The following is a 26,978-nucleotide window of genomic DNA, read 5'->3' as shown; positions in this document are numbered from 1 at the left end:
CGAAGCTAGGAGATCACAATTGAAAGACAAGACATTGATTCAAGACGCAGCACCGACCAGTGACCTGTCGCGGCGCGAATTTGTTACGGCCGCTGGAGTTGGCCTTGGGGGCGTCTTGCTGCCTGCTTTTGCCAAGACGGCCGAGGCTGCCCAATCGGCACCAGGTGGCACTGCCGGGACCCTGAAAGTTGGTTTTATCAGTCCTCTCACGGGCCCGCTTGCGGGGTTCGGCGAAACGGATCCATTTGTTCTTGATCTGGTTCGGAAAAAGACGAATGGAAGGATCGAGATCGGGGGCAAATCCTACGCATTGGAAATCCTGGGTCGCGATACCCAGTCGGATCCTTCGCGGGCGACGCAGTTGGCCAAGGATCTGATCAATAACCACAAGATCGATCTGATGTTGACGACCTCGACGCCGGAGGTTGTCAATCCGGTGGCGGATGCCTGCGAGGCATCGGGCATGCCATGTCTCTCGACGGTTGACCCCTGGGAGTCGTGGTATTTTGGGCGGGGCGGCAAGCCCGGACAACCTTCGCCGTTTCATTGGACATACCATTTTTCCTTTGGCACGGAACAGTTCGCCAAGATGTATGTGGCAACGTGGAATTTGATTCCGACCAATAAAAAGGTTGGCGTTCTCTATCCCAATGATGCCGATGGAAATGCGCTGCGCGCGCATTTGATCCCGGAACTCACGAAGGCTGGCTTTACGGTCATTGACCCGGGCGCTTACCAGGACGGTACGACCGATTATTCTTCACAGATCGCACGATTCAAGTCCAGTGGAGTGCAGATCATCACGGGCGCACCGCTGCCGAACGATTTCATTGTGTTTCTCAGGCAGGCAGCACAACAAGGGCTCACGCACCGGCTCAAGATCGTGATGCCGGCGAAGTTTGGGCTGTTTCCTTCGGACATCGAAGCGCTAGGGGCGCTTGGCTATCGTGTGGCGTCGGGTGCCTATTGGTCGCCGGCGTTTCCATATGTCTCGCCGGTCGTGGGGTTGGGTGGACGGGCCCTCGCCGACGCCTACGAAAAGGCGACAGGGAAGCAGTGGACTCAGCAAATCGGGGCATCACTGGCGCTGATTGACGCGGGATTTGCCGCTTTGAAAAGCAGCGCAGATCCGAAGGACAAAGCGGCAGTGGCCAAAGCGCTGAGTGTGTTGGATGTTGTCACAACCGTTGGCCGCATCAATTTCCCGAAGGGCCCGGTGCCAAACGTGGCAACCGCGCCGATCATCGGTTCCCAGTGGGTCAAGTCCAAGCCGGGCAGTCGCTTCAAGCTGACATTTCCAACCGTGGAGCATGCGGATGACCCGAGGGTCGTCATTCAGGCCAAACTTCTTCCCTATGCATGATCTCGAATTGGCCTGCTCGGAGTCGGATGTAACCGAAACGGGGATTTCGACGGCAGGCGCGCCGGTTACCAAGGTGGCAAGCGGCGCGCCAATACTCGGTGCCAGGGGTGTTTCAAAGGCGTTCGGCTCGCTCGTGGTCCTTGAAGGCGTTGACTTGGCAATCACGCGTGGTGAGGCGATCGGCATCGTTGGGCCTAACGGCGCCGGGAAGACCACCTTGTTCAACGTGCTGTCAGGCGCCTATCCACCCAGCGGTGGAACAGTGGAATATGACGGAAACGACGTGACAAACCTGGGGGCTGCCGAGCGATGCCGGCTTGGCATCGCTCGCTCGCATCAGGTGCCTCGTCCATTCGGGGGAATGACGGTCTTCGAGAACCTGCACGTTGCAGCAGCTGTTGGAGGTCGGAGGTCTGGCCCGGACGCGCAGGCTTTATGCCTGGACTCGCTGGAGCTTTGTGGAATGCTTCAAGTGGCGAATCGACGCGCTGACACGTTGGGCTTGTTGGATCGCAAACGCCTTGAGATGGCGCGCGCTCTTGCGACCGATCCGCAAATCCTGCTCTTGGACGAGATTGGCGGTGGCCTCACGGATGCGGAGGCGCTTGAGCTCGTGGGCATTATTCGGGAAATTCTGGCGCGGGGCATCACCGTCGTGTGGATCGAGCATATTGTCCATGTCCTGCTGCAGGTCGTTCAGCGCCTTGTGTGTATGGAATCAGGTCGCATCATCGCCGATGGTGATCCGCTTGCGGTCATGAAGGATCCCGCGGTGATCGAGGCTTACCTCGGGAGCGTTTCGGTATGACCCTGCTGTCTGTCAAGGCCTTGGACGCGCGGTATGGCTTACTGAAGGCGGTGCGCTCGGTCAGCTTTTCATGCAACCAGGGTGATGTCGTTGCTCTTGTGGGGGCGAACGGGGCCGGCAAAACGACTTTGTTGCGCACGATTGCGGGGGTTCACCCCGTGCACGGCGGTCATGTGGTTTTCGATGGTTATGACATCACTGCGATACGCGCATACAAACGCGTCGGTCTGGGAATCGCGATGGTTCCGGAGGGCCGGCGCCTTTTCGGTGGCATGACCGTTGAAGAAAACCTCGAGGTCGCCGGGATGCGAGCGCGCAAAGGGCAATGGAATTTTGATTCTGTGCTCGACGCCTTCCCACAATTACGTCCCAAGCTCAAATCGTTGGCAGGACAACTCTCGGGAGGACAGCAACAGGCTGTATCCATTGCAAGGGCCCTGATGACGAATCCCCGGCTTTTGCTGCTTGACGAGATTTCATTGGGCCTTTCTCCAATCGCCGTCGATCAGGTCTACCAATCTTTGCAAACCCTGATCTCTGCAGGGACGACAATCGTCTTGGTGGAGCAAGATCTAACGCGTGCATTGGCCGTTTCGAAGCGCGTTATTTGCATGCTTGAGGGCAATATTCCGCTTCAAGGCGAGCGTGACGATGTGTCGCGTGAAGAGATCATGGATGCCTACTTCGGTTTGGCGCGCAGCCAAGAGCAAGCGAATCATTAAGCCCATGGACCTGATCAATCAAGTTATCCAAGGTATTTTCTTAGGGGGCTACTACGCCATCCTTGCCAGTGGGCTCTCCTTCCTGTTCGGCGTCATGAGGATCGTCAACCTGGCACACGGCAGTCTGGCCATTTTGGCAGCCTACGTCATCTTGGGCCTTGCCAATTGGCTGGGCCTCAATGTGGCGTGGGCACTTCTGTTGGCGCTGCCGGTGATGGCGGTCTTGGGATGGTGGCTCAACAGGCTAATGCTTCAGCGCAGTTTGCGTGGAGGTGGGTTGATTCCAATCCTGGCGACCTTTGGTCTGTCGATTGTGATTGATAACCTTCTCTTTCTGCGGTATGGGGCGGACAGCCAGTCCCTTGCGCCAAACATTGGCGCGCTTTCCTATGGCAGTTGGAATGTGGTCAGCGATCTGTACGTTTCGCAACTGGACGCGCTGACCTTTGCCAGCGCGCTTCTGGTGCTCGGTGGTTTGCAGATGGTGCTGTCATACACGGCGTTGGGTCGGGCGATCCGTGCAACGGCGGAAGATCCAGATGCCGTGGAGCTGGTGGGGATCGACGCGCGCAGCGTGTACTCGGCGGCTGCCGCGATCTCCCTCATGCTCATTACCGTTGCGGGATTTTTTCTTGCAATGCGCGGAACCTTTTCGCCCTACACGGGCCAGACCCAATTGATCTTTGCCTTTGAAACGGTGGTCATTGGCGGTGTCGGCTCGCTATGGGGCACTCTCTTAGGCGGCGTGGTACTTGGTATCGCCCAGAGTCTTGGCGCACAAATCAATCCGCTCGGTTTCCTGATCGCTGGCCATGCGGTGTTTTTGATCATCCTTGTGCTGCGCGTTTACAGGGGGCATTTGAAGTCGCCAGCTACTCTGCGCCGCATACTCACACTTCGTCGGAAGGCAGTCTCAGCATGAGCCAGACTTCTCTGTCGGCGCAGGACGTGAAGGTCCTGCGCTGGACCCCGCAAGCTGCCTTGTTCACGGCGATTTCCGGCTTGGTGATTGCCGCACTGGCATTTGGCCCGCTCATTTTCCGTCCTGAAATCATTGACCGCCTGACGACTCTTTTCATTTACATCCTGCTTGCGTCCATGTGGAACGCCCTGGCAGGGTACGGTGGACTGGTATCGATCGGGCAACAGGCGTTTCTCGGACTCGGGGCCTATGCGCTGATCCGTTTGTCCAATGCCGGCGTGAATGTCTACGTCGCTGTCGTTTTGGCGGCATTTGTCGTCGGACTGCTATCGATCCCGATCGGCCAGTTCATGCTCAAGTTGCGCGGCGGCGAGTTTGCAATCGGGATGTGGGTCCTGTCGGAGTTGCTGCACCTGCTCGTCACCATCGATCCCACTGTCCAAGGCGAGACGGGAACGTCGCTGATTGCGATGAACAGCTTTTCTCCCGCCGTACGAAGGGCGGACAACTATTGGATGGCTCTGGCTTTCATGGTCGTCTTGCTTTGTGTGTTGTTCTTCCTCTTGCGCGGTCGGATCGGCGCGTCTTTGCAGGCGGTCCGCGATGATGAAACGGCGGCCGCCTCCATTGGGGTCAACGTCTTTCGCACCAAGCACGTGCTCTTTTTCCTGTCGGCCATTGGGTGCGCTGCAGGTGGCGCCTTGTGGCTGGCGGCGTCAATCACATTTCAGCCGCGAGCATTCTTCAGCCCCCAGTGGACGGCATTCATGCTGTTCATGACGATCGTAGGCGGGCTTGGTACGTTCGAGGGCCCGATCATCGGAGCCATTATCTTTTTCATCGCGGAGACATATTTCGGCGCAACGGGGGTGGCTTACCTGATCGGACTGGGCGTTTTGGCCATTGGTTTCGCCTTGGGATTCCCCAGAGGCATCTGGGGTGCGGTGGAAGCAAGGTTTTCCTTGCGCCTTATTCCAATCGGGTACCACCTCCGGTTTCCCCGGCGCAAGGTGGGTGCGAAGGCGCTATCTCAACAGTCAGAGTAGATTGCGAGAAGTCTTGAAGCTCTTGGCGCCAGCAGTAGCGGGCGCATCGGCTGCACGGGACCGAATACACAATTGGGGCGACTCGTCCGCCCGCACTTAGCCTAAAAGGAGACAATCATGAGCACAATCTCGATGCTGGTCGACGGCAAGCACATCCAGGCAAGCGGTGGCGCAACCTTTGAGCGCCGCAACCCCCTGGACGGCAGTGTGGCCACGACGGCGCCAGCGGCCACAGCCGCAGACGCCGTTGCGGCGGTCGATGCGGCGGCGCGCGCTTTCCCAGCTTGGTCAGCGACGGGTCCCAGCGAACGCCGCGCGCTTTTGATGAAGGCCGCGCATGCTCTGGAGGCGAAGGCCGACGCGTTTGCTCTGGCCGTCGCAGCCGAAACCGGTGGATCTGCCCTTTGGGCCGGCTTTAACGTGCACCTTGCAGCCGGCATGTTGCTGGAAGCGGCGGCATTGACAACCCAGATCAGCGGTGAAGTGATCCCGTCCGATGTTCCTGGAAGTCTCGCGATGGCACTGCGGCAACCGGCTGGAGTTGTGCTTGGGATGGCGCCTTGGAATGCACCCATCATTCTTGGGGTGCGGGCGGTTGCAGTGCCCTTGGCATGTGGCAATACGGTGGTCATGAAAGGGTCTGAATTGTGCCCTGCCACGCACGGGCTGATCGTTGAGGCGCTGCAGGACGCAGGCCTACCACCGGGAGTGGTGAATTTTGTGACCAACGCGCCGTCTGATGCCCCTTTGGTGGTGGAGGCGATGATCGCCCATCCCGCAGTGCGCCGGGTGAATTTCACGGGCTCGACGCGCGTCGGAAAGATTATCGCGTCGATGTGTGCCAAATATCTCAAACCCGTCGTGCTTGAACTCGGTGGCAAGGCGCCACTGGTGATTCTTGACGATGCGGATATTGACGCTGCGGTCAACGCAGCGGCATTTGGTGCCTTCGCCAATTCCGGGCAGATCTGCATGTCGACTGAGCGCATCATCGTCGACAGCAAGATCGCCGATGAGTTCGTCACGCGCCTCGCCACCAAGGCAAACGGCCTGCCGCTCGGGGATCCGCGGAAGGGACCGGTTGTGCTCGGCTCCGTTGTCGATATGACGACGGTTGAGCGCTGCAACGCGTTGATCGATGATGCCTTGGCCAAGGGGGCGAAATTGGTGTGTGGGGGTAAAGCAGACAGCACGTTGATGCCTGCAACGTTGCTTGATCACGTCACGCCCGAAATGCACATCTTCAGTCAAGAATCATTCGGACCGGTGAAGCCGATTGTTCGCGTCAATGGTCTTGAAGCGGCAATTGCTTGTGCCAACGATAGCGAATATGGCCTCTCAGCCGCCGTATTTGGGCGTGACGTGGGACGCGCGATGAACGTGGCCGGGCGCATTCAATCCGGGATCTGCCACGTCAATGGCCCGACGGTTCACGACGAGGCGCAGATGCCATTTGGCGGCGTCAAGGCCAGTGGCTATGGGCGATTTGGTGGCAAGGCCGGCATTCACGAATTCACAGAGCTCCGCTGGATTACCGTGCAGACGACGCCTCGCCATTATCCGTTCTGATGACGGCACCGTTCCGGGAGGTCGGGTGATGCAACTGCGTGGAAAAACAGTGGTGGTCACGGGCGCTGCCTCCGGGATTGGCGCGCAAACCGCTCAATATCTCAAGGCGTGTGGTGCAACGGTCGTCGGTGTCGATCGGAATCCGGCGGCGGGTGTCGACCGCTTTGTTGCGGCGGATTTAGCCGATCCCGCTTCGATCGAAGCGGCCGCCAAGGAGATTGGGCCGGGAATCGATGCGCTGTGCAACATTGCAGGTCTTCCACCGACGCGCGGCGCCGAAGCGGTGCTGCGAGTGAACTTTCTCGGATTGCGTGCCTTCACGGAAGCGATGAGCGGACGGTTCAACGACGGTGCATCGATTGTCAACCTGGCGTCCCTTGCAGGTCTGGGATGGCCCCAGGCGGCGCCGGCAATCAAGGCACTCATCGCGCTGCGTGATTTTGACGGTCTCGATGATTATTGCCGCGAACATCGAGTCGACGACGCGCGGTGCTATTTCTTGTCCAAGGAAACACTCGTCGTGTGGACCATGCTTAACCGATGGACGTGGCGCGATCGCGGCATTCGCATGAACTGCGTGAGCCCTGGGCCCGTGCAGACGCCAATCCTCGACGACTTTCTCAAGACCTTGGGCGCGCGTGCCGAGGAGGACATGAAGGTGATGGATCGACCCGGCACGCCCGCGGATGTCGCGCCGCTGGTTGCGTTCCTTTGTTCGCCGCAAAGTGCCTGGATTCGAGGTAGCAATATCCCGTGCGATGGTGGCATGTATGCGCATGTGTTGACGCATACATACGGATTCGAGTAACTGCCGTGCCTACGTGCGCTAGCTGCGAAGCTTGCCAAGTAATTCGAACAACATGGCTCGCTCGGCGTACGAAAGCCGCAGCAGAAGGTCTTGCTCCATGCGGAGGGAGGCCTCGTAAGCGCGCTTTGCCAGTTGTTTTCCGCTTGCGCTGGGGCGAATGAATTGGGACCGCTTGTCCGACTCGTTGCGCTCGCGTTTGATCAGGCCGCGCTCCTCCAGACGGTCTAATAGCACCGTCATTCCCGGGGCCGTCATGGAGAGTGCGCTGGCCAACTGTTTTTGCGTTGCCGATGCATTGTGAGCGATGAGCTCAAGGATCGTGAATTCGACCGGCCGAAGCTGCATGGGCTCGCCAATGGCATGGTTGAACGCATTGCGGGTGAAAACTGAAGCGCGCGCCAGTTGATAGCCGAGAACGTGAGCAAGGCACGCATGGTCGATGCCAGTGGGCGCCACCACGGGCTGCTTGGCGTTGGCAGCTTTAGGTTTGTCGTTTGTGGACATGCCGGTTGCGAGAGTCACAGCTTCACTGTAGCGGAGACCGACAGGAGCGGTTGATGCGCCCCGAGCAGCGGGCTTGGCCCAGAATCCATCACGCCATTGCACGCACGAGTGTTCGGCACCGGCAAACCTTGGCGCCAGCCGCAGCACGGCGCGGCGTCGTCGATGCAGTGACATCCGGTTCGCCTTGCTCGCCTCGGCCTTGCCGTGGCATGGTGGGGACCAAGGCGAATTCGGTCATCCGCACACCGGTCGGCGCGCCGAGGTTCCTTGGGCCCCTTGAAGGTGCAAAGCTTGAGCCATGCGGCAGTCAGGGTGCGGGTGGGGTCGCTCGCTCGCTGGCCATTGCACGATCAATGATGCGCCGCGCCTGAACTCCGCCGGCATCGATGTTCAATTTCAGCAATTGCCGCTGGGGATGCGCACTGAGGTTGCGTTGCTGGCGCTCGAGCATTTCACGGTCTTCGGAGAAGATCTTCCCCTGTCCTTCGCGAATGCGCTCGGTAAGTTCGGGATCGCTGGGCTTGAAGTTGCGTGCCATGCCCCAGAAGTACCAGTGAGTGGTCTCCGTTTCAGGAGTGATGAAGTCCACCACGATGCTTGACGCCTTATGGCGAGGATCGGCGTCATATCCGCCCTTTCCGGCATGTGCAACGCCGACGTCGATGAGCACGTGGCTCGGCGGGTAGAAACGGCAGATTTGCCAGCGGTCGCAGGGGACGTCATCAGCTAAATCGTTGTAGCGCAGCGCCGCAGCCCAGAATGGTGGGGGCATGATCCCGTGCATCCGGCGGCTGGTAATGACCGTCTCGCCCTCGACTTTGGTTGTCGGAACGGCGCCTTCAATCTCCTGTTGGCCGATGCTCGTCGCATGCACATAGGTCTCGTGTGTGAGGTCCATAAGGTTGTCAATCATGAGCCTGTAGTCGCAATTGATGTGGTACATCCCTCCGCCATAAGCCCATTCCGGGCTCTCGGCCCAAGGCAGGTGGTGGATCTTGGCCGGGTCGGCCAAGTCCTTGTCACCGACCCAGATCCACACGAAACCGTAGCGCTCGACAACGGGATAGCTGCGAATTGCAGGAAAGCCCTGAACGCGCTGACACGGCATGCTGCAGGGTTTGCCGTCACGCCCCATGACCAAGCCGTGATAGCCGCATACGAGTCGGCCGTCGCGCACAAACCCAAGCGACAGGGGCGCACCGCGGTGTGGACAGAAATCTTCCACCGCTGCCACCTGCCCTTCGGCATCGCAGAAAAACACAACCTGCTCTCCGCAGATGGTGCGGCCAAGCGGTTTGTCAGCAAACTCGTTGCGTGTGCAAGCCACGTACCAGGCATTCTTCGGAAACATTGTCACCTCCATTTTCGGGCGCCACAGCTTTGATGATCTGTGGCGCAGTTGTCATTGGATCCAAAGTGGACCATAATTTCAAAAAATCGTCAAAAAACCCATCAATTGGATCCATTGAGGGTCAATTTCTCTGTGAGTCAAGACAGCATCCACATCGTCACCACCTTACGGAAATTGATTCTGGACGGCCGCTACGCGCCAGGCGTGCGGATTGCCGAGGTTCCTGTTGCCGAGGAGCTGGGCGTCTCACGCACGCCAGTGCGCTTAGCCTTTCGCACTCTTGAGCAAGAAGGACTGCTGCAGAGGGCCGGTGCGCGCGGATTTGTCGTGCGCCAGTTCTCGGAGGAGGACGTGTTGTGCGGCTTGGAGGTTCGCGGCGTGCTTGAAGGCTTGGCCGCACGCCGCTTGGCCGAGCGCGGCATGAGCGCGGCGATTCGCTTGCGCCTTCAGGAGTGCCTTGGCGAAGGCGCAGCTTTGCTGAGCGACGGGGTGCTGACCGAGCAATCCATTGCGGGCTGGAGCGCACTCAATCTGGCGTTCCATCAGACGATCGTCGGGGCGACCGACAGCACGGCCATCGCCGACGCAATCGCACGCAACAATCATCTTCCCTTTGCATCATCGGATTCGATCATCATCGACCCCTCCGCACTTGACCGCGAATTTCAGAAGCTGCACTTCGCTCAACTCCAGCACGTGTTGATATTCGAGGCCCTGAGTGGTGGCGAGAGCGCGCGGGCCGAGATGTTGATGCGCGAGCACGCCTACGTCGGACTGCGCTATGGCAAGCTGTTTGGCTTGCAGGGGTCGTCCGCCATTGCCGTTCCCCTCCCCAGGCGCGCCACAGCGGCGCAAGCACCCAAGCCAGCGCACCGCCGAAGGGCTAACAAGGCGTAGCGGTCCTTTGCCGAAAGGCGCTTCGCATGGCGCCCAAAATCCAGCTTCCCCCATAGACCCATGACTGCCCAAATTCCAGAATTGACCGTACGCGTCGCGGCCAAGACACCAGAAGCCATCGACATTTGCAGCTTCGAGTTGGCCAGCGTGGATGGAAGCGACTTGCCCCCATTTACGGCAGGCTCGCACATCGACGTGCAAGTCCGAAGTGGTCTGGTTCGCCAATACTCGCTGGTCAATCACCCATCGGAGACCCATCGCTACCGCATTGCCGTCCTGCGTGAGCCCGCTTCGCGCGGTGGGTCAGCCGGCATGCATGACGACGTCCATGTGGGGGATATCCTGCGCATCAGCCACGCGAAAAGCCACTTCGAGCTGCATCCAGATGCGCAGCACAGCTTGCTGATGGCTGGAGGCATCGGCGTGACGCCGCTGCTGTGTATGGCCGAGCAGCTGACGACCAGTGGCGGCGACTTTACGTTGCATTACTGCACGCGGAGTCGTGGCCGGACGGCTTTTGCCGATCTCCTCGCCTCAGGTGCGTTTGCACCGAGGGTGCGGTTTCATTTTGACGATGGGCCCGCGGAGCAGCGACTTGACGTCGTCAAGGTGCTGGCCAAAGCGGCGACCGGAACACACGTGTATGTCTGTGGTCCCAAGGGCTTCATGGAATTCGTGCTCGATGCAGCACGTGCGGCTGGTTGGCCGGAAGAGCGGTTGCATGCCGAGTACTTCGCCGCAGGCGCGCAGGACCATTCGACGGATACGGCCTTTGAGGTCGAACTTGCCACCTCCGGGCGCGTTATTGCAGTGTCGCCCGGCAAGACCGTTGTGCAGGCATTGGCGGAGGATGGGATTGAGATCCCGACGTCTTGCGAACAAGGCGTTTGTGGCACCTGCCTGACACGCATCGTCGCTGGAATGCCCGATCATCGCGACGCCTACCTAACCGCGGATGAGAAACGGCAAAACGATTGCTTTCTCCCATGTTGCTCACGCGCCCGGACACCTCGCCTCGTCCTTGACATCTAGGCAGGGCAAGCCGCGCGCCGAGCAATTTGCAGGGTGCCTCGATAATCGATCTCGCAGCGATGCGCCGCTCAGGATCCGAGACCAAGCAGGCGCATGGCATTGTCCTTGAGAATCAAGGGATGGACTTCAGGCCGAAAGTCCGCATCGGCGAAGTCCTTCATCCAGCGTTCCGGGGTGATGAGTGGAAAATCGGAACCGAACAGGACACGCTCTTTGAGCAGGGTATTTGCGTATTGCACGAGCTGCGGTGGAAAGTAGCGTGGGCTCCAGCCCGATAGGTCGATCCAAACATTGGGCTTGTGCATGGCCACGGACAAGGCTTCATCTTGCCAAGGCCATGACGGGTGGGCGATGACGATCTGCATGTCCGGGAAGTCGATGGCTACATCGTCGAGATGCATCGGATTTGAATACTCCAGCCGCAAGCCGCCACCGCAGCGCATGCCACTGCCGATGCCGGAATGTCCGCTGTGAAAAATGGCCGGAAGCTTGTACTCGGCGATCACCTCATAGAGTGGCCAAGCCATGCGATCGTAGGGATGGAAGCCCTGTACGGTTGGATGAAACTTGAAGCCACGTACGCCGTGTTCGACGATGAGGCGCCGAGCCTCGCGGGCGCCCATGCGGCCCTTATGCGGGTCAATGCTGGCAAAGGCGATCATGATGTCGGCATTCTTCTGCGCTGCTTCGGCGATCTCCTCGTTCGGGATGCGTCGCCGGCCGATCTGTGATTCTGAATCCACGGTAAACATGATGAACCCGATCTTCTTTTCCCGGTAGTACGCAATCGTCTCCTCAATCGTCGGGCGCCGTGTGGAGCGGAAGTACTTGTCCGCAGCGCGGTCATATTCCTCGCCATAGTTGTCGAAGGGGTTCCAGCACGACACCTCAGCATGGGTATGGATGTCGATGGCAACTAGATCGTCGGTCTTCACGCTCACTCCAATTTTCTGCATTCTGATTGAAAATAATATTTCAATCAATAAAGTAAAAAAGATCGCATTTTTCAGATCTTTCGGAGATCATTAGCCTTGTATTGCCTTAAAGCTAGGGTTTGCACGAATTTTTTGACCGATATTAGTTACGATAATTAAATACATTTCCCTTTTTCGACGACAGAGAACATGGGCCAACCCATTCAGCCGGATGCGACCCTCTGCGATGCAGAGCTGCTTCGCCTGACACTTCCGGAACCGGGCATCGCTCACCTCGTGCTTAACAGGGTTGCCAAGCGTAATGCCATCAGCGATCATCTTGTCGCATCCATCCGGCACGCCTTTGCCCGTCTTTCAGACGACATCGAGCTGTTGTGCTCAGCGGGGCAGGTGAGCATTGCTGCGCTGGACTGGACCTTTCTGAGTTGTCTCAGCGCAGCGTTACGGAGGGTATTGCACACTCCCGCGCGTGGCATGCGGCATTCGATCAGGTGCAGTTCGGCCGTGCTGCGGTGATTGCCGTGCTACAGGGCGCCGTGGTTGGCGGCGGGTGTGAGCTTGCCGCTGCAGCCCATATTCGTGTGGCCAAAAACAGTGCCTTTTTCGGGCTGCCTGAGGGGCAGCGGGGTTTGTTCGTCGGCGGTGGCGGGTCCTCACGCATTCCTCAGTTGATCGGTCAGTCGCGCATGGCTGACATGACGCTCACGGGGCGTGTTCTCAGTGCAGACAAGGCTCAAAAGGCTGGCCTGACGAAGTATCCGGTTGCCAATGGCGAGGGGTTGGAAAAGGCGTTCGGGCTGGAGCGTCACGTCGCCTCCAATGCACCACTGTCGGATTTTTCCGTACTGCATGCGTTACCACGCGTCGCCCGCATGTCCCAAGGAGATGGACTTTTCGTGGGGTCGTTGATGGCGGCGATTGCGCAAGGCGATGATGCCGCCAAGCAGCGCTTGCGCGCCTATCTTGACGGCCGCGCCATGAAAGCTGCAAAGGAAGCCGCATGAGTCGGTCCGCACCACGGCCCTGCGCGGTCGGCGGCTGCGTTGACGCAACGCTCGAACAGCGGGCCGGTGGTGTTGCATTGTTGCGCTCGACGGAGACCCTTTGCCCCTATCCCGAGCGCATCACCGATTGTCTCGAACATTGGGCGGGCGTGGCGCCGGACCGCACTTTCGTCGCCCAGCGCCGCGGTCCCCGTGGCGAGTGGGAGCATGTCACTTATGCGCAAATGCTTGAGCGGGCTGCGCGCATCGCCTGCGCTCTCGTCCAACGCGGCTTGAGCGCCGAGCGACCGGTATTGATCCTGTCGGAGAACAGCCTCGAGCATCTCACCTTGGCGTTTGGCGCGTTGCTCGCCGGGGTGCCCTATGCGCCCGTGTCGCCTGCTTACTCGCTGGTGTCGCGCGACTTTGGCAAGTTGCGCCACATCGTGGACACATTGACTCCGGGTTTGGTCTTCGCCTCCGGCCCGGCGTATGCGGCGGCAATCGACGCGGTCGTCGCGTCCACAGTGGAGATCGTATTAGCCCAGGGCGCGCTCGCGGCGCGGCCCGTGACGCCGCTGAGCGTGCTGCTTGAGGCGCCGAGACTGCCGCAAGCGGCCGTGCATCGCGCCGTGGGCGCGGAAACGATTGCCAAGTTCCTCTTTACGTCCGGCTCAACCAGGATGCCCAAGGGTGTCATCAATACCCATCGCATGTTGTGCGCCAATCAGCAGATGATTCGGCAGTCTTTTCGATTCCTTTCCGAGGAGCCGCCAGTGCTCGTCGATTGGCTGCCCTGGAATCACACGTTCGGAGGAAACCATAATGTCGGGATTGCGCTGTACAACGGTGGCACGCTGTACATCGATGACGGCAGACCAACTCCACAGGGAATCGCCGAGACGCTGCGCAACCTGCGCGAGATTGCACCCACCGTGTACTTCAACGTACCCAAGGGCTTTGAGGAAATCGCGTGCGCGGCCGAGCATGATGCGCCATTGCGCGCTCGGCTTTTTTCACGCCTGAAGGCATTTTTCTTCGCCGGCGCCGGCCTATCGCAGGCAGTCTGGGACCGCCTCGATCGACTCGGCGAACGCGAGGTGGGACAGCGCGTCTGCATGTTTACAGGACTCGGCATGACAGAGACGGCGCCATCCTCGATGTTCGCCGTCGGGCCGGACGTCCGATCCGGGCAGATCGGGTTGCCGGTGCCTGGTGTCGACGTGAAGCTGGTGCCCGCGAGCGGCAAGACTGAAGTGCGCTTTCGCGGTCCAAACGTGATGCCGGGTTACTGGCGCGCACCGGAGAGCACCGCGCAGGCCTTCGACGAGGAAGGTTTCTACCGCACCGGCGACGCCGTGCGGTTTATCGACCCGGATTGTCCGCAAAAGGGCCTGATGTTTGATGGCAGGATGGCGGAGGACTTCAAACTCTCCAGCGGAACCTTTGTCAACGTGGGTGCGCTACGGGCCCGAATCGCCGCAGCTGGCGCCCCCTATGTGCAGGACGTTGTGATCGCAGCGCCTGACCGTGACGATCTTGGCGTGCTGATTTTTCCGCGCATCGAGGAGTGCCGCAAGCTCTCTGGAGGGCCAGGCGTGCGTTCGGCTGCACAGGTCCTTGGCGAATCGCCGGTGCGCGAATGGTTTCAGACCCTTGTCGACCGTCTTTGGGCAGAGGGCACGGGCAGCGCAAATCGCGTAGCGCGCGCGTACGTCTTGGCAGATCCTCCTTCGCTTGACCACGGCGAGATCACCGATAAGGGATCAATAAATCAGCGCGCTGTCCTCAATTGCCGGTCGCGCCAAGTCGAAGCGATGTATGAGCCCGCGTGCGGCGACCCCTGTGTGATCCTGGCTCGATCTGACTTTGCAACCGAAACCTGATCAATGGGCAGGAGGTGGTCGCAGCGCCGAGGACAACCGGCAATGTTCCTTGGAGCTTTCGGAGCGGATTGCTGAAAACCTGCACCGCAACAGGGTTTCGAAGATGCGCGCCAATCGGTTGGCTGGCGTCTTCGAAGTTGAATCTGAACATGCGGCAAGATGCACCATTGCAGCTGCCGTTTAAAAACGCTGGAGGCGCACGAACGTCAACGCGCGCATCAAAGAAGAGGGCGCATTTCCCTCGCGGCATCGAGCAACAACGGGAGCATGTCCCGTTGCATGGACAGCGACGATATGCGAACCTGGGACGCCACAACATTGAGTGCCGCCACTGTAATGCCTTTGGCATTGCGCAATGGAACGGCAAGCGCATGAACCCCCAACTCGTGCTCTTCGCTGGCAAAACAAAAGTCGTCATGGCGAACCTTGTCGATAAGGTTGCGAAACGCTCGCGCATCCGTGGTTGTCAGCGGGGTCATCCGAGGCAGCTTTCGCCCCTTCATCCATGCGTTGAAGGCCGCTCGCGACTTGGCGGCCAGCCAAACGCGCCCGGTGGAAGTCGCGTGTGCCGGCAGTCGCGCGCCCAAATGAAGACCGTACGCGATCACGCGACTGTTTGCGGTTGAAGCCGAGTTGCGGTCGTTTCCACTGCGCGCGATGATGACCACTTCATCCGTGTCAAGCACCGCAGCGGAGAACGACTCCTGCGCCTGCACTGCTAGGCGATTCAGGAACGGTTGAATTGCGCGAGGCAAGCGCGCAGATGCCAAGTAGCTTCCCGAAAAGCGCAGCACTTTGCTGGAAAGCCAGAAGTAGCTCCCGTCGGTCTCAAGGTAGCCCAAGTGCGCAAGCGTGAGCAGATGACGGCGTGCTGCTGCGCGAGTAATTCCGGCACGCGAAGCCGTCAATGTGGCGTTGAGGCGCTGACGCTCAGTGTCAAAACTCTCAAGCACAGCCAAACCCTTTGCCATTCCCTCGATGTAGTCCGCCTTCGCAATGGCCATTAAAGTGATTCCCATTTTTGCGCGATGATCGCGCAATGCGCGCAATCATCGCGCATTATCAGCATGGCCGATCTTCCAAGTCAATCGAGCTGACCTAAGCTCGATTGACTATTTCAATCGGAGACAACATGCGAACTCAGGTTGCCATCATTGGCGCGGGCCCATCCGGGCTTCTTCTGGGCCAATTGCTGGCCAAGGCTGGTATCCATGCCATCATCGTCGAGCGTCAGACGGGCGACTACGTCCTGTCGCGTATCCGGGCGGGAATTTTGGAGCAGGTCTGCATCGACCTGCTGGATGAAGCGGGTGTCGGTGAGCGCATGCATAAGGAGGGCCTGATTCATCGCGGGATCGAGCTGCTTTACAACGGCAGGCGACATCGCATCGACATGGAGACGCTCACCGGAGGCAAGAAGGTGATGGTCTACGGCCAGACAGAGCTCACGAAGGACTTGATGGACGCGCGTGTCGCAGCGGATCTGCCCACAGTGTATGGAGCCCATGGGGTTGCCGTTCATGACTTTGACAGCGTCAAGCCACGCGTGACCTACGAAAAGGACGGCAAGAGCTACGAGATCGAGTGTGACTTCATCGCTGGCTGCGATGGCTTTCATGGTGTGTGCCGCGCCAGCGTTCCGCGCCGTGCGATCACAGAATATGAAAAGGTCTACCCGTTCGGCTGGTTGGGGCTGCTGTCTGATACGCCGCCGCTGCACGACGAGCTGATCTATATCAATAGCCCACGCGGCTTTGCACTTTGCTCACAACGAAGCAAGACGCGCAGCCGGTATTACTTGCAGGTGCCATTGACGGACAAAGTCGAAGAATGGACAGACGAGGCCTTTTGGCAGGAGTTGCGCTTGCGACTGGATGAGAAAGCCCGGGACCATTTGGTGACAGGGCATTCAATCGAAAAGAGCATCGCACCGCTACGCAGTTTTGTGACTGAGCCTTTGCGCTTCGGCCGCATGTTCCTGGCTGGGGACGCGGGGCATATCGTCCCGCCGACCGGCGCCAAGGGCCTGAACTTGGCGGCGACCGACGTCAAATACCTCTCCCACGCGCTCATCGAGTATTACAAGGACAAGAGTGAATCCGGCATCAATGCGTATTCCGAGCGCTGCCTCAAGCGAATCTGGAAAGGCGAGCGTTTTTCCTGGTGGTTTACCCACCTGATGCACCGCTTTCCGAACGAAGGCGCCATCGACGCGAAATTTCAGCAAGCCGAACTCGACTATCTGATTCACTCTGAAGCGGGTTCGCGCATGATCGCAGAAAACTACGTGGGTCTTCCGTTGGATTTCGGCGGCTGACTTGCCGCCAGGCCACGCCGCGATTGATGCTCACGCCCGGGCCCCGTTTGGCTGGCCCGAACACCTGTGCCTGGTTCATCCATTTTCTCCGCGAAGCCCGCCCTTCGGGGAGATAGACATTGACATTGACATCCTCGCGGCCCTCGGCACGCGGCCACCGCTAGCGCTAGGGGGCAGGCGAATTCCTACGGCGCTCGGGCGTGGCGCCGCGCTATCCCTCCCGCCATGAACGGCAGGGCTTGCCGCGCACCGGATCAGGCGGCAAGTGGTCAATGTTGCTGTATGCTTAGCCAGCTCAATGCCGTGCTGAGGTAAAGCACTCGAATGTCTACTGCCACGTTTCAACCATCGCCCACAATTTTCAGCAACCTCAACGATCGGCAACTTGAAGCTGTCGAACACGGTCTGGAGCCAGCGACAGCACCCGCCTTGCTGGTGATTGCCGGTGCGGGTTCCGGGAAGACCATGACCTTGGCGGCGCGGGTCACGCGCCTGGTTCTGCGTGGGGCCGATCCCCAACGCATCCTGCTGCTCACCTTTTCGCGCCGCGCAGCCGCTGAAATGGAGCGGCGCGCGGGGAGCCTTTTGCATCAGACTCTGGGCCTGGGCACTGCACAATCGCCACCTTGCTTTCGTTGGTCGGGAACCTTCCACAGCGTTGGTGCCCGCTTGCTGCGCGAATATGCGCCGCGAATCGGGTTGAGCGATCAGTTCACGATCCTTGATCGTGGCGATGCTGAAGATCTTCTCGGCATCCAAAGGCAGCAACTTGGACTGGCTGGAAGCAAAACGCGATTTCCACTCAAGGGGACATGTCTGTCGATCTATTCGCGCGCGGTCAACAGTCAACTGCCTTTGGGTGAGGTTCTACTGCAAAGCTATCCATGGTGTGTCAACTGGGAGGGCGAACTCAAGCAACTGTTCAAGGCCTACGTGCAGGAAAAACAGAGCCAGCATGTTCTGGACTATGACGATCTGTTGCTGTATTGGTGGCAGATGATGGGCGAGCGAGAACTGGCCGTAGAAATCGGCCAACGGTTTGACCATGTTCTGGTCGATGAATACCAGGACACGAATCGGCTTCAAGCGCGGATCATCCTGTTGCTGAAGCCCGATGGGCGCGGCGTGACCGTGGTCGGCGACGATGCCCAGTCGATCTACTCCTTTCGCGCTGCCGAGGTGCGCAACATCCTCGACTTCCCGCAGCAATACCCTGTGCCGGCGCGCGTGGTCACACTGGAGCGCAATTACCGATCCACGCAGCCCATCCTCGAGGCTTCCAACGCGGTGATTGCGCTGGCACATGAACGCTACGCCAAGCAGTTGTGGACCGATCGCGCCTCCTCGAACCGGCCACGGCTGGTCACCGTGGCCGATGAGGCTTCACAGGCGCGCTGGGTTGCAGACCAAGTGCTGGCCCAGCGGGAGGATGGAATGACATTGAAGAGTCAAGCCGTTTTGTTCCGCACCGCGCATCACAGCGCAGCGCTTGAACTCGAACTCACCCGGCGAAACATTCCGTTCGTGAAGTTCGGCGGGCTCAAATTTCTGGAGGCCGCGCACGTCAAGGACCTGCTGTCGATCCTGCGCGGGGTACAGAATCCCCGCAATCAGCTGGCTTGCTTCAGAGTTGCGCAGCTGATTCCCGGAATGGGGCCGGCAAATGCACGCAAGCTCATCGATGCGATGGCCGCTAGCGCGGATCCGGCCGAAGTCCTCCTGCAGTTCAAAGCGCCGCCTGCTGCGCAGGGGGACTGGGCGGGTTTTTGCGAAATCTATACCCGCTTGCGATGTGAAGGCGGGCGAGGCAGCTGGCCGGATGACTTGCAGTGCGCGGCTGATTGGTATTTGCCGCAAATGGACCGGCTGTATGAGGATGCCATCGTGCGCCAAGCCGATGTGTTGCAACTGCAGCGTATTGCCGCAAGCTACCCGAGCAGGGAGCGTTTCCTGACCGAGCTGACGCTTGACCCCCCTGAAGCAACCAGCGACGAGGCTGGTCCACCTCACCGTGACGAGGACTATCTGATTCTTTCCACGATTCACTCGGCCAAAGGGCAGGAGTGGAAGGCGGTTTATGTGCTCAACGTCGTCGATGGGTGCATGCCCTCGGACCTATCCACGCAAAGCGCACAGCAGATCGAAGAGGAACGTCGACTCCTGTATGTGGCCATGACCCGTGCACGGCAGCATCTGGAGCTGATCGTGCCGCAGCGCTTTTATGTCCAGCAACAGTCAGGCTATGGCGATCGTCATGTGTATGCGTCCCCGAGCCGCTTCATTTCTCAGGATATCGCTGGATTGTTCGATCGTGACGGGCAGTGGGCGGTCATGCAGGACGTTGTAGGGCCATCGGGCAGTCGCACGGCAACTGTGGATCTCGCAGCAAAAGTCAGCACATTTTGGGACTGAGGAGGCCTCGGCTTTGTCGTCTGTAGATGGCGATGCGCACGTGCGTTCAATGAAACTCACGCCCTTTTGTCACCAGGCGCCCTAGAAGCGGTGTCAAATCTTCGAGATGTCCGGCGATCAGGTTGCACACGCTGCCCTCGCGTTGCCAGGTTCCCGCCACGGCCAGCAGCCGGGCCCGCAACAACACCTGTCGTTGCCGTTGTCGCAGATCCTTCCAGCAAATCACCTGCACCACGCCTGTCTCATCTTCCAGGGAGATGAATGTTGTGCCTTTGGCCGTTTCGGGCTGCTGGCGCAAAGTCACAATGCCGCAGGCGCGTACCAGTCGCCCGTTGGGTGCTTCAGCCAGTTCAGACGCTGACCACAACCGGCGCCTGGCCAATAATGGTCGCAGCAACGCCAGGGGATGCCGGCGCAGGGTGAGACCCGTTGCGGCGTAGTCGAACACGATGTCTTCGCCCTCCGGCGGCATGGGAAGCTGCAGTTGCGCCTCCTCGATCGGTATTTCGCGCAGCAGCTCTGGCATTGTTTGCACAGCTGCAGCCTCCCACATTTGCTGGCGCCGGTGCCCTGAGAGCGATCGCAGGGCATCGGCAGCGGCCAGTTTGCGCATTTCGGTACCGTCCAGGTGCGCCCGTCGCGCCAGATCCTCTGCACTCTTGAGGGGCTGAAGGCGGGACGCTTCCACAATGCGCAGGGCAGTGTCTCGCCCTAGGCCCTTGACCAACCGCAGCCCCAGCCGCACCGTCGGCTGTTTGTGTCCTTCCAGGCTGCAGTCCCAGGAACTGTGCATCACATCGATGGGTTCCACCCTCACTCCATGGCGCTTGGCGTCTTGGACCAGTTGCGAGGGGCTATAGAAGCCTAGCGGTTGGCTGTTAAGTAAGGCCGCCAGAAATTCTGCCGGGTGGTGCCGCTTGATCCAAGCACTGGCGTAAACCAGCAGGGCAAAGGAGGCGGCATGGCTTTCCGGGAAACCATACTCGGAGAAACCCTTGATCTGTTCGAAGATGCTTTGGGCAAACGCCAAGTCATAGCCCCGCGATGTCATGCCGCCGATGAGCTTGTCGCGGTATTGCTCCAAGTTGCCCTTGCGCCGCCAGGCCGCCATCGCGCGGCGCAGACCATCGGCCTCGCCCGGCGTGAACCCGGCTGCCAGCATGCTGATTTGCATCACCTGTTCTTGGAAGACCGGCACGCCCAGAGTGCGCTCCAGCGCCTGCTTCAAAGCCGGGCTAGGGTAGGTGACAGGTTCCTTGCCCTGACGGCGGTTGAGGTAGGGGTGCACCATGCCTCCTTGGATCGGACCTGGGCGCACGATGGCCGTTTCGATGACCAAATCGTAGAAACATTGAGGCTTGAGGCGCGGCAGCATACCTTGCTGGGCGCGGCTTTCGACCTGGAACACTCCAATGGAGTCAGCCTGGCTCAGCATGGAGTACGTGGCAGGGTCTTCCGGCGGGATATCCTGCATGACAAACATCCGCCCTTGGCACTCACCGATGAGGTCCAGGGCCTTGCGGATGGCCGTAAGCATGCCCAGTGCCAGGACATCCACCTTCATCATCCCCATGGCATCCAGGTCGTCCTTGTCCCATTCGATGACTGTGCGCTCGGGCATTGCAGCGTTCTCGATCGGTACCATGCGAGATAGCGGTCCGTGGGTAAGCACGAAGCCGCCTGTGTGCTGCGACAGGTGTCGAGGGAACCCTTGCAGTTGCCGCACCAGTGCCATCCACTGCCGTACTCCGAGGTCATCTGGCGAGAGGCCAATCTCGATCAGTCGCTCACAGGCAATCTCCCGCCCATCCCACCACTGCACATTGCGCGCAAGGCGGTCGACCGTGTCCAGGGCAAAGCCGAGGGCCTTGCCGACGTCCCGAATGGCGCTCTTTGGCCGATAGGTCATGACTGTAGCCGCAAGTGCCGCACGGTCACGGCCGTACTTCGTGTAGAGATACTGAATGACTTCTTCACGCCGCTCGTGCTCGAAGTCGATATCGATGTCCGGGGGCTCGTTGCGCTCGCGGCTGATAAATCGTTCAAACAGTACCTGCATGCGCGCAGGGTCAACCTCGGTGATTCCAAGGCAATAGCACACCACGCTGTTGGCGGCCGAGCCTCGCCCCTGACAGAGAATGCCGCGCGACCTGGCAAAGGCCACGATGTCATCGACCGTCAGAAAATAGTGCGCATAACGCAACTCGGCAATCAACGCCAGTTCGTGCTCGATGAGAGTCTGGATGGAGGTGGCCATCCCATCAGGCCAGCGGTTTCCAGCGCCTTCGTATACACGCCGCCGCAAATACGCATCGGGCATTTCCCCTGTTGGAACCACCTCGTCCGGATAGTCGTAACGCAACTCATCCAGGGAGAAGCTGCAACGCTGCACTACCTTAAGTGTCTCGGCCAGCAAGTCTGGGGAATAGATCAACGCCAACAGCAGACGCCTTCGCAGATGGCGCTCCGCGTTAGGTTGCAGGGCATGGCCGCATGCGTCAACAGGTTGACCCAGGCGGATGGCGGTCAAGACATCATGCAAGGGCTTGCGCGAGCGCACATGCATGTGCACATCGCCGCAAGCCACCAGCGGAAGCGAGGTGGCTTCTGAGAGATCACGCAAGCGCTCCAGCCACCGTTCATCGTCGAGCTGTTTGTGCAGCTCCACCCCCAACCAACAGCGTCCGGTGAATCGGCTCACTACCCACTGTGCCAGTTTCAGCAAGCCGGGATCCTCGGTCCTGTGCGATGGGCAGGCCAAGACCACGCAGTCGGCCAGATCGTCGTCCCGTATCGCATCCATCCGCAGTTGGTAACTGCCCTTGGGAGCCGAGCGTCGCAGGCGGGTTATGAAGGAGCAGAGGTTGCCATAGCCTCGGCGGTTGCAGGCCAGCACCACCAGGGTGAAAGGGACGTTACCCTCCACCCGGAATTGACTTCCCACCAGCAAGGCTAATCCTTTTGCCTTGGCGGCGACATGGGCCCTGACAATCCCGGCCAACGAGCAATCATCGGTAAGGGCAAGTGCTGCATAACCCAGTGCCTTGGCTCGTGCGACGAGCTCCTCCGGATGGCTGGCCCCTTGCAGGAAGCTGAAGTTCGATCGGCAATGAAGCTCGGCATAGGCAGGCAGATTGCTCATCGGTCGTCCTTCAGGCAAACAGGCCATGCAGAAACCAGGCCGGCTCATCCATTGCTTGCCGGGTTTGGAAAACCCACACGACCCCTGCATGGACGCTCAAGGCGACCCAGTAGTCGCGAGTCACGTGTCGGGTCGTGGTCTGTCCGCCTTCTTCTACTCGGTGCCACCACCCGCCTTCAATGCGATGGGGACCGAGAAGGAGCTGCAACTCACCCTGGTAGACCGGACGGTCATTGCGCATGGACAGTTGCAGTGGTTTGGGAAGCAAGAAGGTGGGGTGTGGCATGCCATCGGTGGTCGCGCACGGGCGGGCAAGAGGGAGAGATGCCGGCTGCCAGCGTTGTGCCCACTCCGGGCGGGCATCCTCAGCCAGTACTGGGCGCAGGACCCGGCTCTCGCCCAGCCGGGAGGCGATACGTTCGAGGGTCAGGGTGAGCGACTGCCGGTCGTGCTGGGTATCAGGCACAAGCGTGTAATTGGGAGGCGAGTATGGTTGCACTTCATTGGCCAGCAGTTCAAGGCGTTCCACAGGGGCTGCCAGTCGAAGCCTGGCAAGGTTCTCGCCTAGCAGTCGGGTGAGATGATCGACGTCGCGCATCGGCGATGCGGTACGGATAACCAGTTCACCTCCAGTGCCTGCGTCGCGGGGACGCAGGAGATCGAACGTCCAGCGCAAGGTGAAGGTTGTCACTCCGCACTGCCGCGCTACAAGCCAACCGCCAAGTTGCAGAAGTAGCCGCCGGGCAGCGAACAGCAATGCAGGTGCGGTTTCGACTCGCGCCATCAGTTCTATCCGCGCGGAGAAAGACTCGGGCAGTTCGAACCAAGAGTAATGCTCTGGACGCAGGCCATAAGCCTGGTCGAGGGCACAGAGCAAGGTTTGGCCAAACCGGCGGCTCAATCCGCCGCGCGGGAGATTTCGCACATCACCCAGGTTGCGGCAGCCGAGCTGCGACAAAGTCTGGGCATGGGCGTGTACCGCACTCAAGGTCTCCAGCGGCAGGGCATTCAGTTGCGCGGCCAGCTCCAGGTGCTCGCCATCATCATGCTGAATACCAGCCTTGGCCAGTGCCAAAGCACCCAGTCCGGTTGGCGCCCAGGCAATCGATTGCACACCGAACGCAGACGCTTGCTCTTCCACCACATTGCGTAGAGCTGGCCAGCCGCCGAACAATCGCAGGCTGGCCTGCACCTCGAGGAAGACGGCTTCCTCGACGATTGCGACCCGCGGGGCGAATTGCAGCGCCCAGGTCGCCACCTCGCGCAGCCTGTCCTCACGCTGCGGCAACGAGACGTCGGGAAGGCAGGGCGATAGCAACGCGGCCCACAGCATGGGCGGCTCCAGAATGTGATGGCAACAAGTTTGAGGGTTTGCGAGCCCGTGAAGTGAGCACGGAACGCAGCCCCCCGGGAATCGAGAGCAGAGACAGTTCGCCAGCATGCGCTGGACCCCGTCGCTTGAGGATCTGAACGTGCAACGCCCAGTCCGGCCCGCACCGTGCCAGAACCCGCAGCGAAGCCGGAGATGCTTCATGCCGTGCAATCTCAGGACGGATGGCAAAAAGGAGGGCGCGACCTCCTTGGGCATGGCTCTGTAGCCGTCGCAGCTGCTCGGGTCGGGCCTGGGGAAGCCAAATGAGGATCGCCCCTTGAGTATCAGCCTGAATCAGCTGCTCGGCAGCCCACAGCCGCTCGGTTGAAGTCTCAGCTTGCACCCATACCAGGTGCCGCGCCTCCACACCGATGTGCTGCAGTCCTGGAAGGTACGGCATCTTGGGTGGCCCGACCAGCAGGATGGATCCGCCTTTGGCGACCACTTGACTCAGTGCGGTTCCGAGAAGACGCCATTCGAGCACAGTGGCTTGGGGGCTTAACAACTCGCTCAGACTTCCACAGGGCCAGCCACCGCCGGGCAATTCGCGGTCGAGCGTGAGCCACCCGCTTTTGATGACCTGACCGAAGGGTTGGCCGACATCGCTACCCCGCCAGATGGCGGCAGCAACGGCTGATGGCAAGGGTTGCGTGAGGTGACGTGTAATGGCTGACATGGGGCATATGGAAAGCCGGTCGAGGGCGTAAGCCTACACAAAAACTGGACAAAAAAACAGTATTTTTTAAATCTCACCTTATCGTCGGCTGAGCGACTTCCCTGTCTTTTTCGTCTCTGGATCGGCCAAGACCTGTCCGTTGTCGGCAGGCTCACCCGCCAGGCGGCGGCCGAAGCCTCGCTGATTTGCACGGCAGCACTTTTGGCGTTTGGTGGCGGGACCGGTCATCCGTTAGCTTCCCGAAACCCGATTCCGGGCTGGGGACGGATAGCGCGGGCAGCGCAGCCGCCCTATCATGTTCGCGTCGAAAGATTTGCTGTCGGGCGGAACGTGAAGTTTGTGCAGAGGTTGTAAGTGCTGGATGCTCTGCATCGCAGCTTGCCCCAATGAAGGCAGGAAGCCACTGAAGCGGATCGCAAGGCGTGCTGCGCTGCCCTGAGCGCCATAGGACTCCCGTGGCGTTCCGCATCAGTAGAAGCGCGCGCCGAGTCTAGGAAGAATGTTCAAAGGTGCAATATTTGTCTCGAGCGATCCGTGCGGATTGAACATGGGAAGACGCAACATCGAGGGAAAAGAAATGGTGCCAGAACGTTGGTGGCGGTGCATTTCAGCGGGGTGTGCAGCCGTCGGGAGTTATCCGCATCGCGGCGAGATCCTTCGATACCCCGCAAGATGGTCGCCGCGACCGACAAGGGCTTTGTGGAAGATTTCCTGGAGGCTGCTGCGATCGGCCCAAGTCGCGCTTTTAATGGGTGCTTCGGCCCCTTGGGCTGCATCTGCAGCACCAAGCATTTCATCCTCGGGTTTTGCCTCGTCGCAGCCATCGCCAACCATGGCGCATGATCTTCCTCTGCCTCCGGATGCAACATCCATGGCCGCGAGGCCAAGTCAGGTGGCCACACCGGCACAGTCCGCGTCGGAATCTCAGCACGGGAATGCTTCGCCGCCCGCCAAGCCGATACCCTGAGACCACCAATACCCCGCGGCCGATGCGCGCTCACGTGCAAAAGCAGGGTATCGCTTTCTTAAGGGGCAAGAAAGGGCTGTATCGTCATTGGCAACCAGGTCTCTGCCTTTGAGCGTGGGAACACAGTGCCTGCGCTGCGCTCAAGTCATTCTCCCAATCGTCCAGCGCAGCAGTGCCAACGCGATCAGAAAGAAGATCGTGCCAATCGTTGCGATGGCGAGAAGGGATGGCCAGACGACGTCTAATCCGGCTCCGCGGAAGAGGATCGCTTGCGAGAGATTGACGAAATGCGTTGTCGGTGCAGCCAACATCACGGTGCGAATCAGTTTAGGCATGCTCTCCTGCGGAGTCATGCCCCCGGAGAGCATTTCCAGCGGCAACAGCACGAGGATGAGAAGAAGACCCATCTGCGGCATGGAGCGCGCGACTGTTCCGATGAAGATGCCGATCGAAGTCACAGCGAACATCTGTAACGCGGCACCGCCGACAAACAGCCAAGGCGAACCCAATAGTGGAACCGCCAAGAGCCCATGCACGACGATGATCAGCGACAGAGTCGAGGCGAGCAACACGACAAGGCCCATTGACAGCACCTTCGCTGCCATGATCTCGAATGGCGTCACAGGCATCGCCAGCAGGTGTTCGATAGTGCCGTGCTCGCGTTCACGGATCAGTGCAGCGCCGGTCAGTACGATCCCGAGCATCGTGATGTTGTTGATCAGTTCGGCGATTGCGCCGAACCACGACTGCGAGAGCGCTGGGTTGAAGCGGTTGCGTATTGCCAGCTCGACAGGTAACGTCTGCTGGGTTCGATGGCTCAGCAGGAACTCGGCGATTTCGCCGTTGACGATCGCCTGGACATAACCGCTGCCGGTGAACGCCTGCGACATGCGCGTCGCATCGACATTGAGTTGCAGCACTGGCTGGCGGCCGCCGACCACGTCACGCTGGAAGTTTGGCGGAATGTCGAGGACGAACGTGTAGCGGCCGGCGTCGAGCGCGGGATCCACTTCAGCCTGGCTGATCAACGGCGGTGGCAGGAAGTAGGGTGGCGCAAACGCTGCATGAATGCGTGCCGACAATGCTGAATGATCTTCATCGACGATCGCCAGCGGTGCCCTGTGCAGCGTCTCGGGGATGCTGCTGGCCGCCGTGTAGATCGACGCGGTGAAGGCAAAAACCATCAGCATCAGCATGGCGGTGTCATGCCAGAGGCTGCGAAGCTCCTTGACTGCAAGGTGGAAGACATTGGCTGCGGAGGCCATC

The 26,978-nt window shown here is 59.8% G+C and carries 22 protein-coding genes; 14 read left to right on the top strand and 8 right to left on the bottom strand.

Annotated features, from left to right (window positions below):
* The first annotated feature begins 19 nt into the window (after positions 1–19).
* The 7 genes from CD04_RS0114605 (at position 20) to CD04_RS0114575 (ending at position 7,238) form a co-directional block, all read left to right on the top strand.
* A complete protein-coding gene (locus CD04_RS0114605) occupies positions 20–1,363 on the top strand; it encodes an ABC transporter substrate-binding protein (RefSeq protein WP_231480651.1) in 1,344 nt (447 codons plus the stop codon).
* A complete protein-coding gene (locus CD04_RS0114600; RefSeq protein ID WP_081858032.1) occupies positions 1,356–2,171 on the top strand; it encodes an ABC transporter ATP-binding protein in 816 nt (271 codons plus the stop codon). Before CD04_RS0114605 ends, CD04_RS0114600 begins: the two co-directional genes overlap by 8 nt.
* 50 nt (positions 2,172–2,221) lie before the next feature.
* Positions 2,222–2,893: an ABC transporter ATP-binding protein gene (locus CD04_RS0114595; protein ID WP_231480650.1), complete on the top strand. Its 672-nt coding sequence runs from the start codon at positions 2,222–2,224 to the stop codon at positions 2,891–2,893.
* Between the two features lie 4 nt (positions 2,894–2,897).
* Positions 2,898–3,815 carry a branched-chain amino acid ABC transporter permease gene (locus CD04_RS0114590; RefSeq protein WP_197033138.1) on the top strand — a complete coding sequence of 306 codons (918 nt, stop codon included), beginning with the start codon at positions 2,898–2,900 and terminating at the stop codon, positions 3,813–3,815.
* On the top strand, positions 3,812–4,861 hold the full coding sequence (locus tag CD04_RS0114585) for a branched-chain amino acid ABC transporter permease (protein ID WP_031408028.1): 1,050 nt from the start codon (positions 3,812–3,814) through the stop codon (positions 4,859–4,861). Before CD04_RS0114590 ends, CD04_RS0114585 begins: the two co-directional genes overlap by 4 nt.
* A 117-nt stretch (positions 4,862–4,978) precedes the next feature.
* Positions 4,979–6,430 carry an aldehyde dehydrogenase gene (locus CD04_RS0114580; protein ID WP_031408026.1) on the top strand — a complete coding sequence of 484 codons (1,452 nt, stop codon included), beginning with the start codon at positions 4,979–4,981 and terminating at the stop codon, positions 6,428–6,430.
* Between the two features lie 28 nt (positions 6,431–6,458).
* Positions 6,459–7,238, top strand: a complete 780-nt coding sequence (locus CD04_RS0114575) for a coniferyl-alcohol dehydrogenase (protein WP_031408025.1) — start codon at positions 6,459–6,461, stop codon at positions 7,236–7,238.
* Between the two features lie 18 nt (positions 7,239–7,256).
* Here the strand turns inward: CD04_RS0114575 and CD04_RS23310 are convergent, their stop codons facing one another.
* Positions 7,257–7,742: a MarR family winged helix-turn-helix transcriptional regulator gene (locus CD04_RS23310; RefSeq protein WP_197033137.1), complete on the bottom strand. Its 486-nt coding sequence runs from the start codon at positions 7,740–7,742 to the stop codon at positions 7,257–7,259.
* A 307-nt stretch (positions 7,743–8,049) separates the two neighbouring features.
* Positions 8,050–9,093, bottom strand: a complete 1,044-nt coding sequence (locus tag CD04_RS0114565; RefSeq protein WP_031408020.1) for an aromatic ring-hydroxylating dioxygenase subunit alpha — start codon at positions 9,091–9,093, stop codon at positions 8,050–8,052.
* Between the two features lie 132 nt (positions 9,094–9,225).
* Between CD04_RS0114565 and CD04_RS0114560 the strand changes: the two genes are divergently transcribed.
* Both CD04_RS0114560 and CD04_RS0114555 read left to right on the top strand, forming a co-directional pair.
* A complete protein-coding gene (locus CD04_RS0114560; RefSeq protein WP_081858030.1) occupies positions 9,226–9,990 on the top strand; it encodes a GntR family transcriptional regulator in 765 nt (254 codons plus the stop codon).
* 60 nt (positions 9,991–10,050) lie between these two features.
* Positions 10,051–11,022, top strand: a complete 972-nt coding sequence (locus CD04_RS0114555; protein ID WP_031408016.1) for a PDR/VanB family oxidoreductase — start codon at positions 10,051–10,053, stop codon at positions 11,020–11,022.
* Positions 11,023–11,090: 68 nt separating this feature from the next.
* On the opposite strand, the gene CD04_RS0114550 is transcribed toward CD04_RS0114555, so the two are convergent.
* A complete protein-coding gene (locus CD04_RS0114550) occupies positions 11,091–11,957 on the bottom strand; it encodes an amidohydrolase family protein (protein ID WP_156030360.1) in 867 nt (288 codons plus the stop codon).
* A 374-nt stretch (positions 11,958–12,331) separates the two neighbouring features.
* On the opposite strand from CD04_RS0114550, the gene CD04_RS22040 reads away from it, so the two are divergent.
* Positions 12,332–12,961 carry a crotonase/enoyl-CoA hydratase family protein gene (locus tag CD04_RS22040; protein ID WP_369792841.1) on the top strand — a complete coding sequence of 210 codons (630 nt, stop codon included), beginning with the start codon at positions 12,332–12,334 and terminating at the stop codon, positions 12,959–12,961.
* A complete protein-coding gene (locus CD04_RS0114540; protein WP_031408011.1) occupies positions 12,958–14,826 on the top strand; it encodes a feruloyl-CoA synthase in 1,869 nt (622 codons plus the stop codon). Before CD04_RS22040 ends, CD04_RS0114540 begins: the two co-directional genes overlap by 4 nt.
* A 218-nt stretch (positions 14,827–15,044) precedes the next feature.
* On the opposite strand, the gene CD04_RS0114535 is transcribed toward CD04_RS0114540, so the two are convergent.
* Complete coding sequence (locus tag CD04_RS0114535; RefSeq protein ID WP_031408009.1) at positions 15,045–15,830, bottom strand: IclR family transcriptional regulator C-terminal domain-containing protein; 786 nt, start codon at positions 15,828–15,830, stop codon at positions 15,045–15,047.
* A 128-nt stretch (positions 15,831–15,958) separates the two neighbouring features.
* Here CD04_RS0114535 and pobA point away from each other — a divergent pair, with 128 nt between their 5' ends.
* The gene (gene pobA, locus CD04_RS0114530) at positions 15,959–17,143 is read left to right on the top strand and encodes a 4-hydroxybenzoate 3-monooxygenase (protein WP_031408007.1); all 1,185 of its coding nucleotides are present in this window, start codon (positions 15,959–15,961) and stop codon (positions 17,141–17,143) included.
* A gap of 324 nt (positions 17,144–17,467) precedes the next feature.
* A complete protein-coding gene (locus CD04_RS0114525) occupies positions 17,468–19,555 on the top strand; it encodes an ATP-dependent helicase (protein WP_031408005.1) in 2,088 nt (695 codons plus the stop codon).
* A gap of 46 nt (positions 19,556–19,601) precedes the next feature.
* On the opposite strand, the gene CD04_RS0114520 is transcribed toward CD04_RS0114525, so the two are convergent.
* Genes CD04_RS0114520 through imuA form a run of 3 tightly spaced genes read right to left on the bottom strand, consistent with a single transcriptional unit; the run spans position 19,602 to position 24,745 of the window.
* Complete coding sequence (locus CD04_RS0114520) at positions 19,602–22,697, bottom strand: error-prone DNA polymerase (RefSeq protein ID WP_031408003.1); 3,096 nt, start codon at positions 22,695–22,697, stop codon at positions 19,602–19,604.
* A 10-nt stretch (positions 22,698–22,707) separates the two neighbouring features.
* Entirely contained in the window at positions 22,708–24,030 is a 1,323-nt protein-coding gene (locus CD04_RS0114515; RefSeq protein ID WP_031408001.1) for a DNA polymerase Y family protein, read from the bottom strand.
* Positions 23,972–24,745 carry a translesion DNA synthesis-associated protein ImuA gene (gene imuA, locus CD04_RS0114510; protein WP_031407999.1) on the bottom strand — a complete coding sequence of 258 codons (774 nt, stop codon included), beginning with the start codon at positions 24,743–24,745 and terminating at the stop codon, positions 23,972–23,974. Before imuA ends, CD04_RS0114515 begins: the two co-directional genes overlap by 59 nt.
* A 672-nt stretch (positions 24,746–25,417) precedes the next feature.
* Here imuA and CD04_RS24830 point away from each other — a divergent pair.
* Positions 25,418–25,588 (top strand): hypothetical protein, encoded by a 171-nt coding sequence (locus CD04_RS24830; protein ID WP_231480649.1) that lies wholly within the window; start codon positions 25,418–25,420, stop codon positions 25,586–25,588.
* A 264-nt stretch (positions 25,589–25,852) separates the two neighbouring features.
* Here the strand turns inward: CD04_RS24830 and CD04_RS0114500 are convergent, their stop codons facing one another.
* Positions 25,853–26,977 carry an ABC transporter permease gene (locus tag CD04_RS0114500; RefSeq protein ID WP_031407997.1) on the bottom strand — a complete coding sequence of 375 codons (1,125 nt, stop codon included), beginning with the start codon at positions 26,975–26,977 and terminating at the stop codon, positions 25,853–25,855.
* Between the last annotated feature and the right edge of the window lies 1 nt (position 26,978).

The organism is Thiomonas sp. FB-Cd (assembly GCF_000733775.1).
Lineage (GTDB): Bacteria > Pseudomonadota > Gammaproteobacteria > Burkholderiales > Burkholderiaceae_C > Thiomonas_A.
This window is presented reverse-complemented; position numbering and strand designations above follow the sequence as displayed.

Excerpts from the sequence above, each read along its gene's own strand:
- CD04_RS0114600 (WP_081858032.1), top strand. The coding sequence starts at position 1,356 with ATGCATGATCTCGAATTGGCCTGCTCGGAGTCGGATGTAACCGAAACG.
- CD04_RS0114590 (WP_197033138.1), top strand. The coding sequence starts at position 2,898 with ATGGACCTGATCAATCAAGTTATCCAAGGTATTTTCTTAGGGGGCTAC.
- CD04_RS0114585 (WP_031408028.1), top strand. The coding sequence starts at position 3,812 with ATGAGCCAGACTTCTCTGTCGGCGCAGGACGTGAAGGTCCTGCGCTGG.
- CD04_RS0114580 (WP_031408026.1), top strand. The coding sequence starts at position 4,979 with ATGAGCACAATCTCGATGCTGGTCGACGGCAAGCACATCCAGGCAAGC.
- CD04_RS0114575 (WP_031408025.1), top strand. The coding sequence starts at position 6,459 with ATGCAACTGCGTGGAAAAACAGTGGTGGTCACGGGCGCTGCCTCCGGG.
- CD04_RS23310 (WP_197033137.1), bottom strand. The coding sequence starts at position 7,742 with ATGTCCACAAACGACAAACCTAAAGCTGCCAACGCCAAGCAGCCCGTG.
- CD04_RS0114565 (WP_031408020.1), bottom strand. The coding sequence starts at position 9,093 with ATGTTTCCGAAGAATGCCTGGTACGTGGCTTGCACACGCAACGAGTTT.
- CD04_RS0114555 (WP_031408016.1), top strand. The coding sequence starts at position 10,051 with ATGACTGCCCAAATTCCAGAATTGACCGTACGCGTCGCGGCCAAGACA.
- CD04_RS0114540 (WP_031408011.1), top strand. The coding sequence starts at position 12,958 with ATGAGTCGGTCCGCACCACGGCCCTGCGCGGTCGGCGGCTGCGTTGAC.
- CD04_RS0114535 (WP_031408009.1), bottom strand. The coding sequence starts at position 15,830 with ATGGCCATTGCGAAGGCGGACTACATCGAGGGAATGGCAAAGGGTTTG.
- pobA (WP_031408007.1), top strand. The coding sequence starts at position 15,959 with ATGCGAACTCAGGTTGCCATCATTGGCGCGGGCCCATCCGGGCTTCTT.
- CD04_RS0114525 (WP_031408005.1), top strand. The coding sequence starts at position 17,468 with ATGTCTACTGCCACGTTTCAACCATCGCCCACAATTTTCAGCAACCTC.
- CD04_RS0114520 (WP_031408003.1), bottom strand. The coding sequence starts at position 22,697 with ATGAGCAATCTGCCTGCCTATGCCGAGCTTCATTGCCGATCGAACTTC.
- CD04_RS0114515 (WP_031408001.1), bottom strand. The coding sequence starts at position 24,030 with ATGCTGTGGGCCGCGTTGCTATCGCCCTGCCTTCCCGACGTCTCGTTG.
- imuA (WP_031407999.1), bottom strand. The coding sequence starts at position 24,745 with ATGTCAGCCATTACACGTCACCTCACGCAACCCTTGCCATCAGCCGTT.
- CD04_RS24830 (WP_231480649.1), top strand. The coding sequence starts at position 25,418 with ATGGTCGCCGCGACCGACAAGGGCTTTGTGGAAGATTTCCTGGAGGCT.
- CD04_RS0114500 (WP_031407997.1), bottom strand. The coding sequence starts at position 26,977 with ATGGCCTCCGCAGCCAATGTCTTCCACCTTGCAGTCAAGGAGCTTCGC.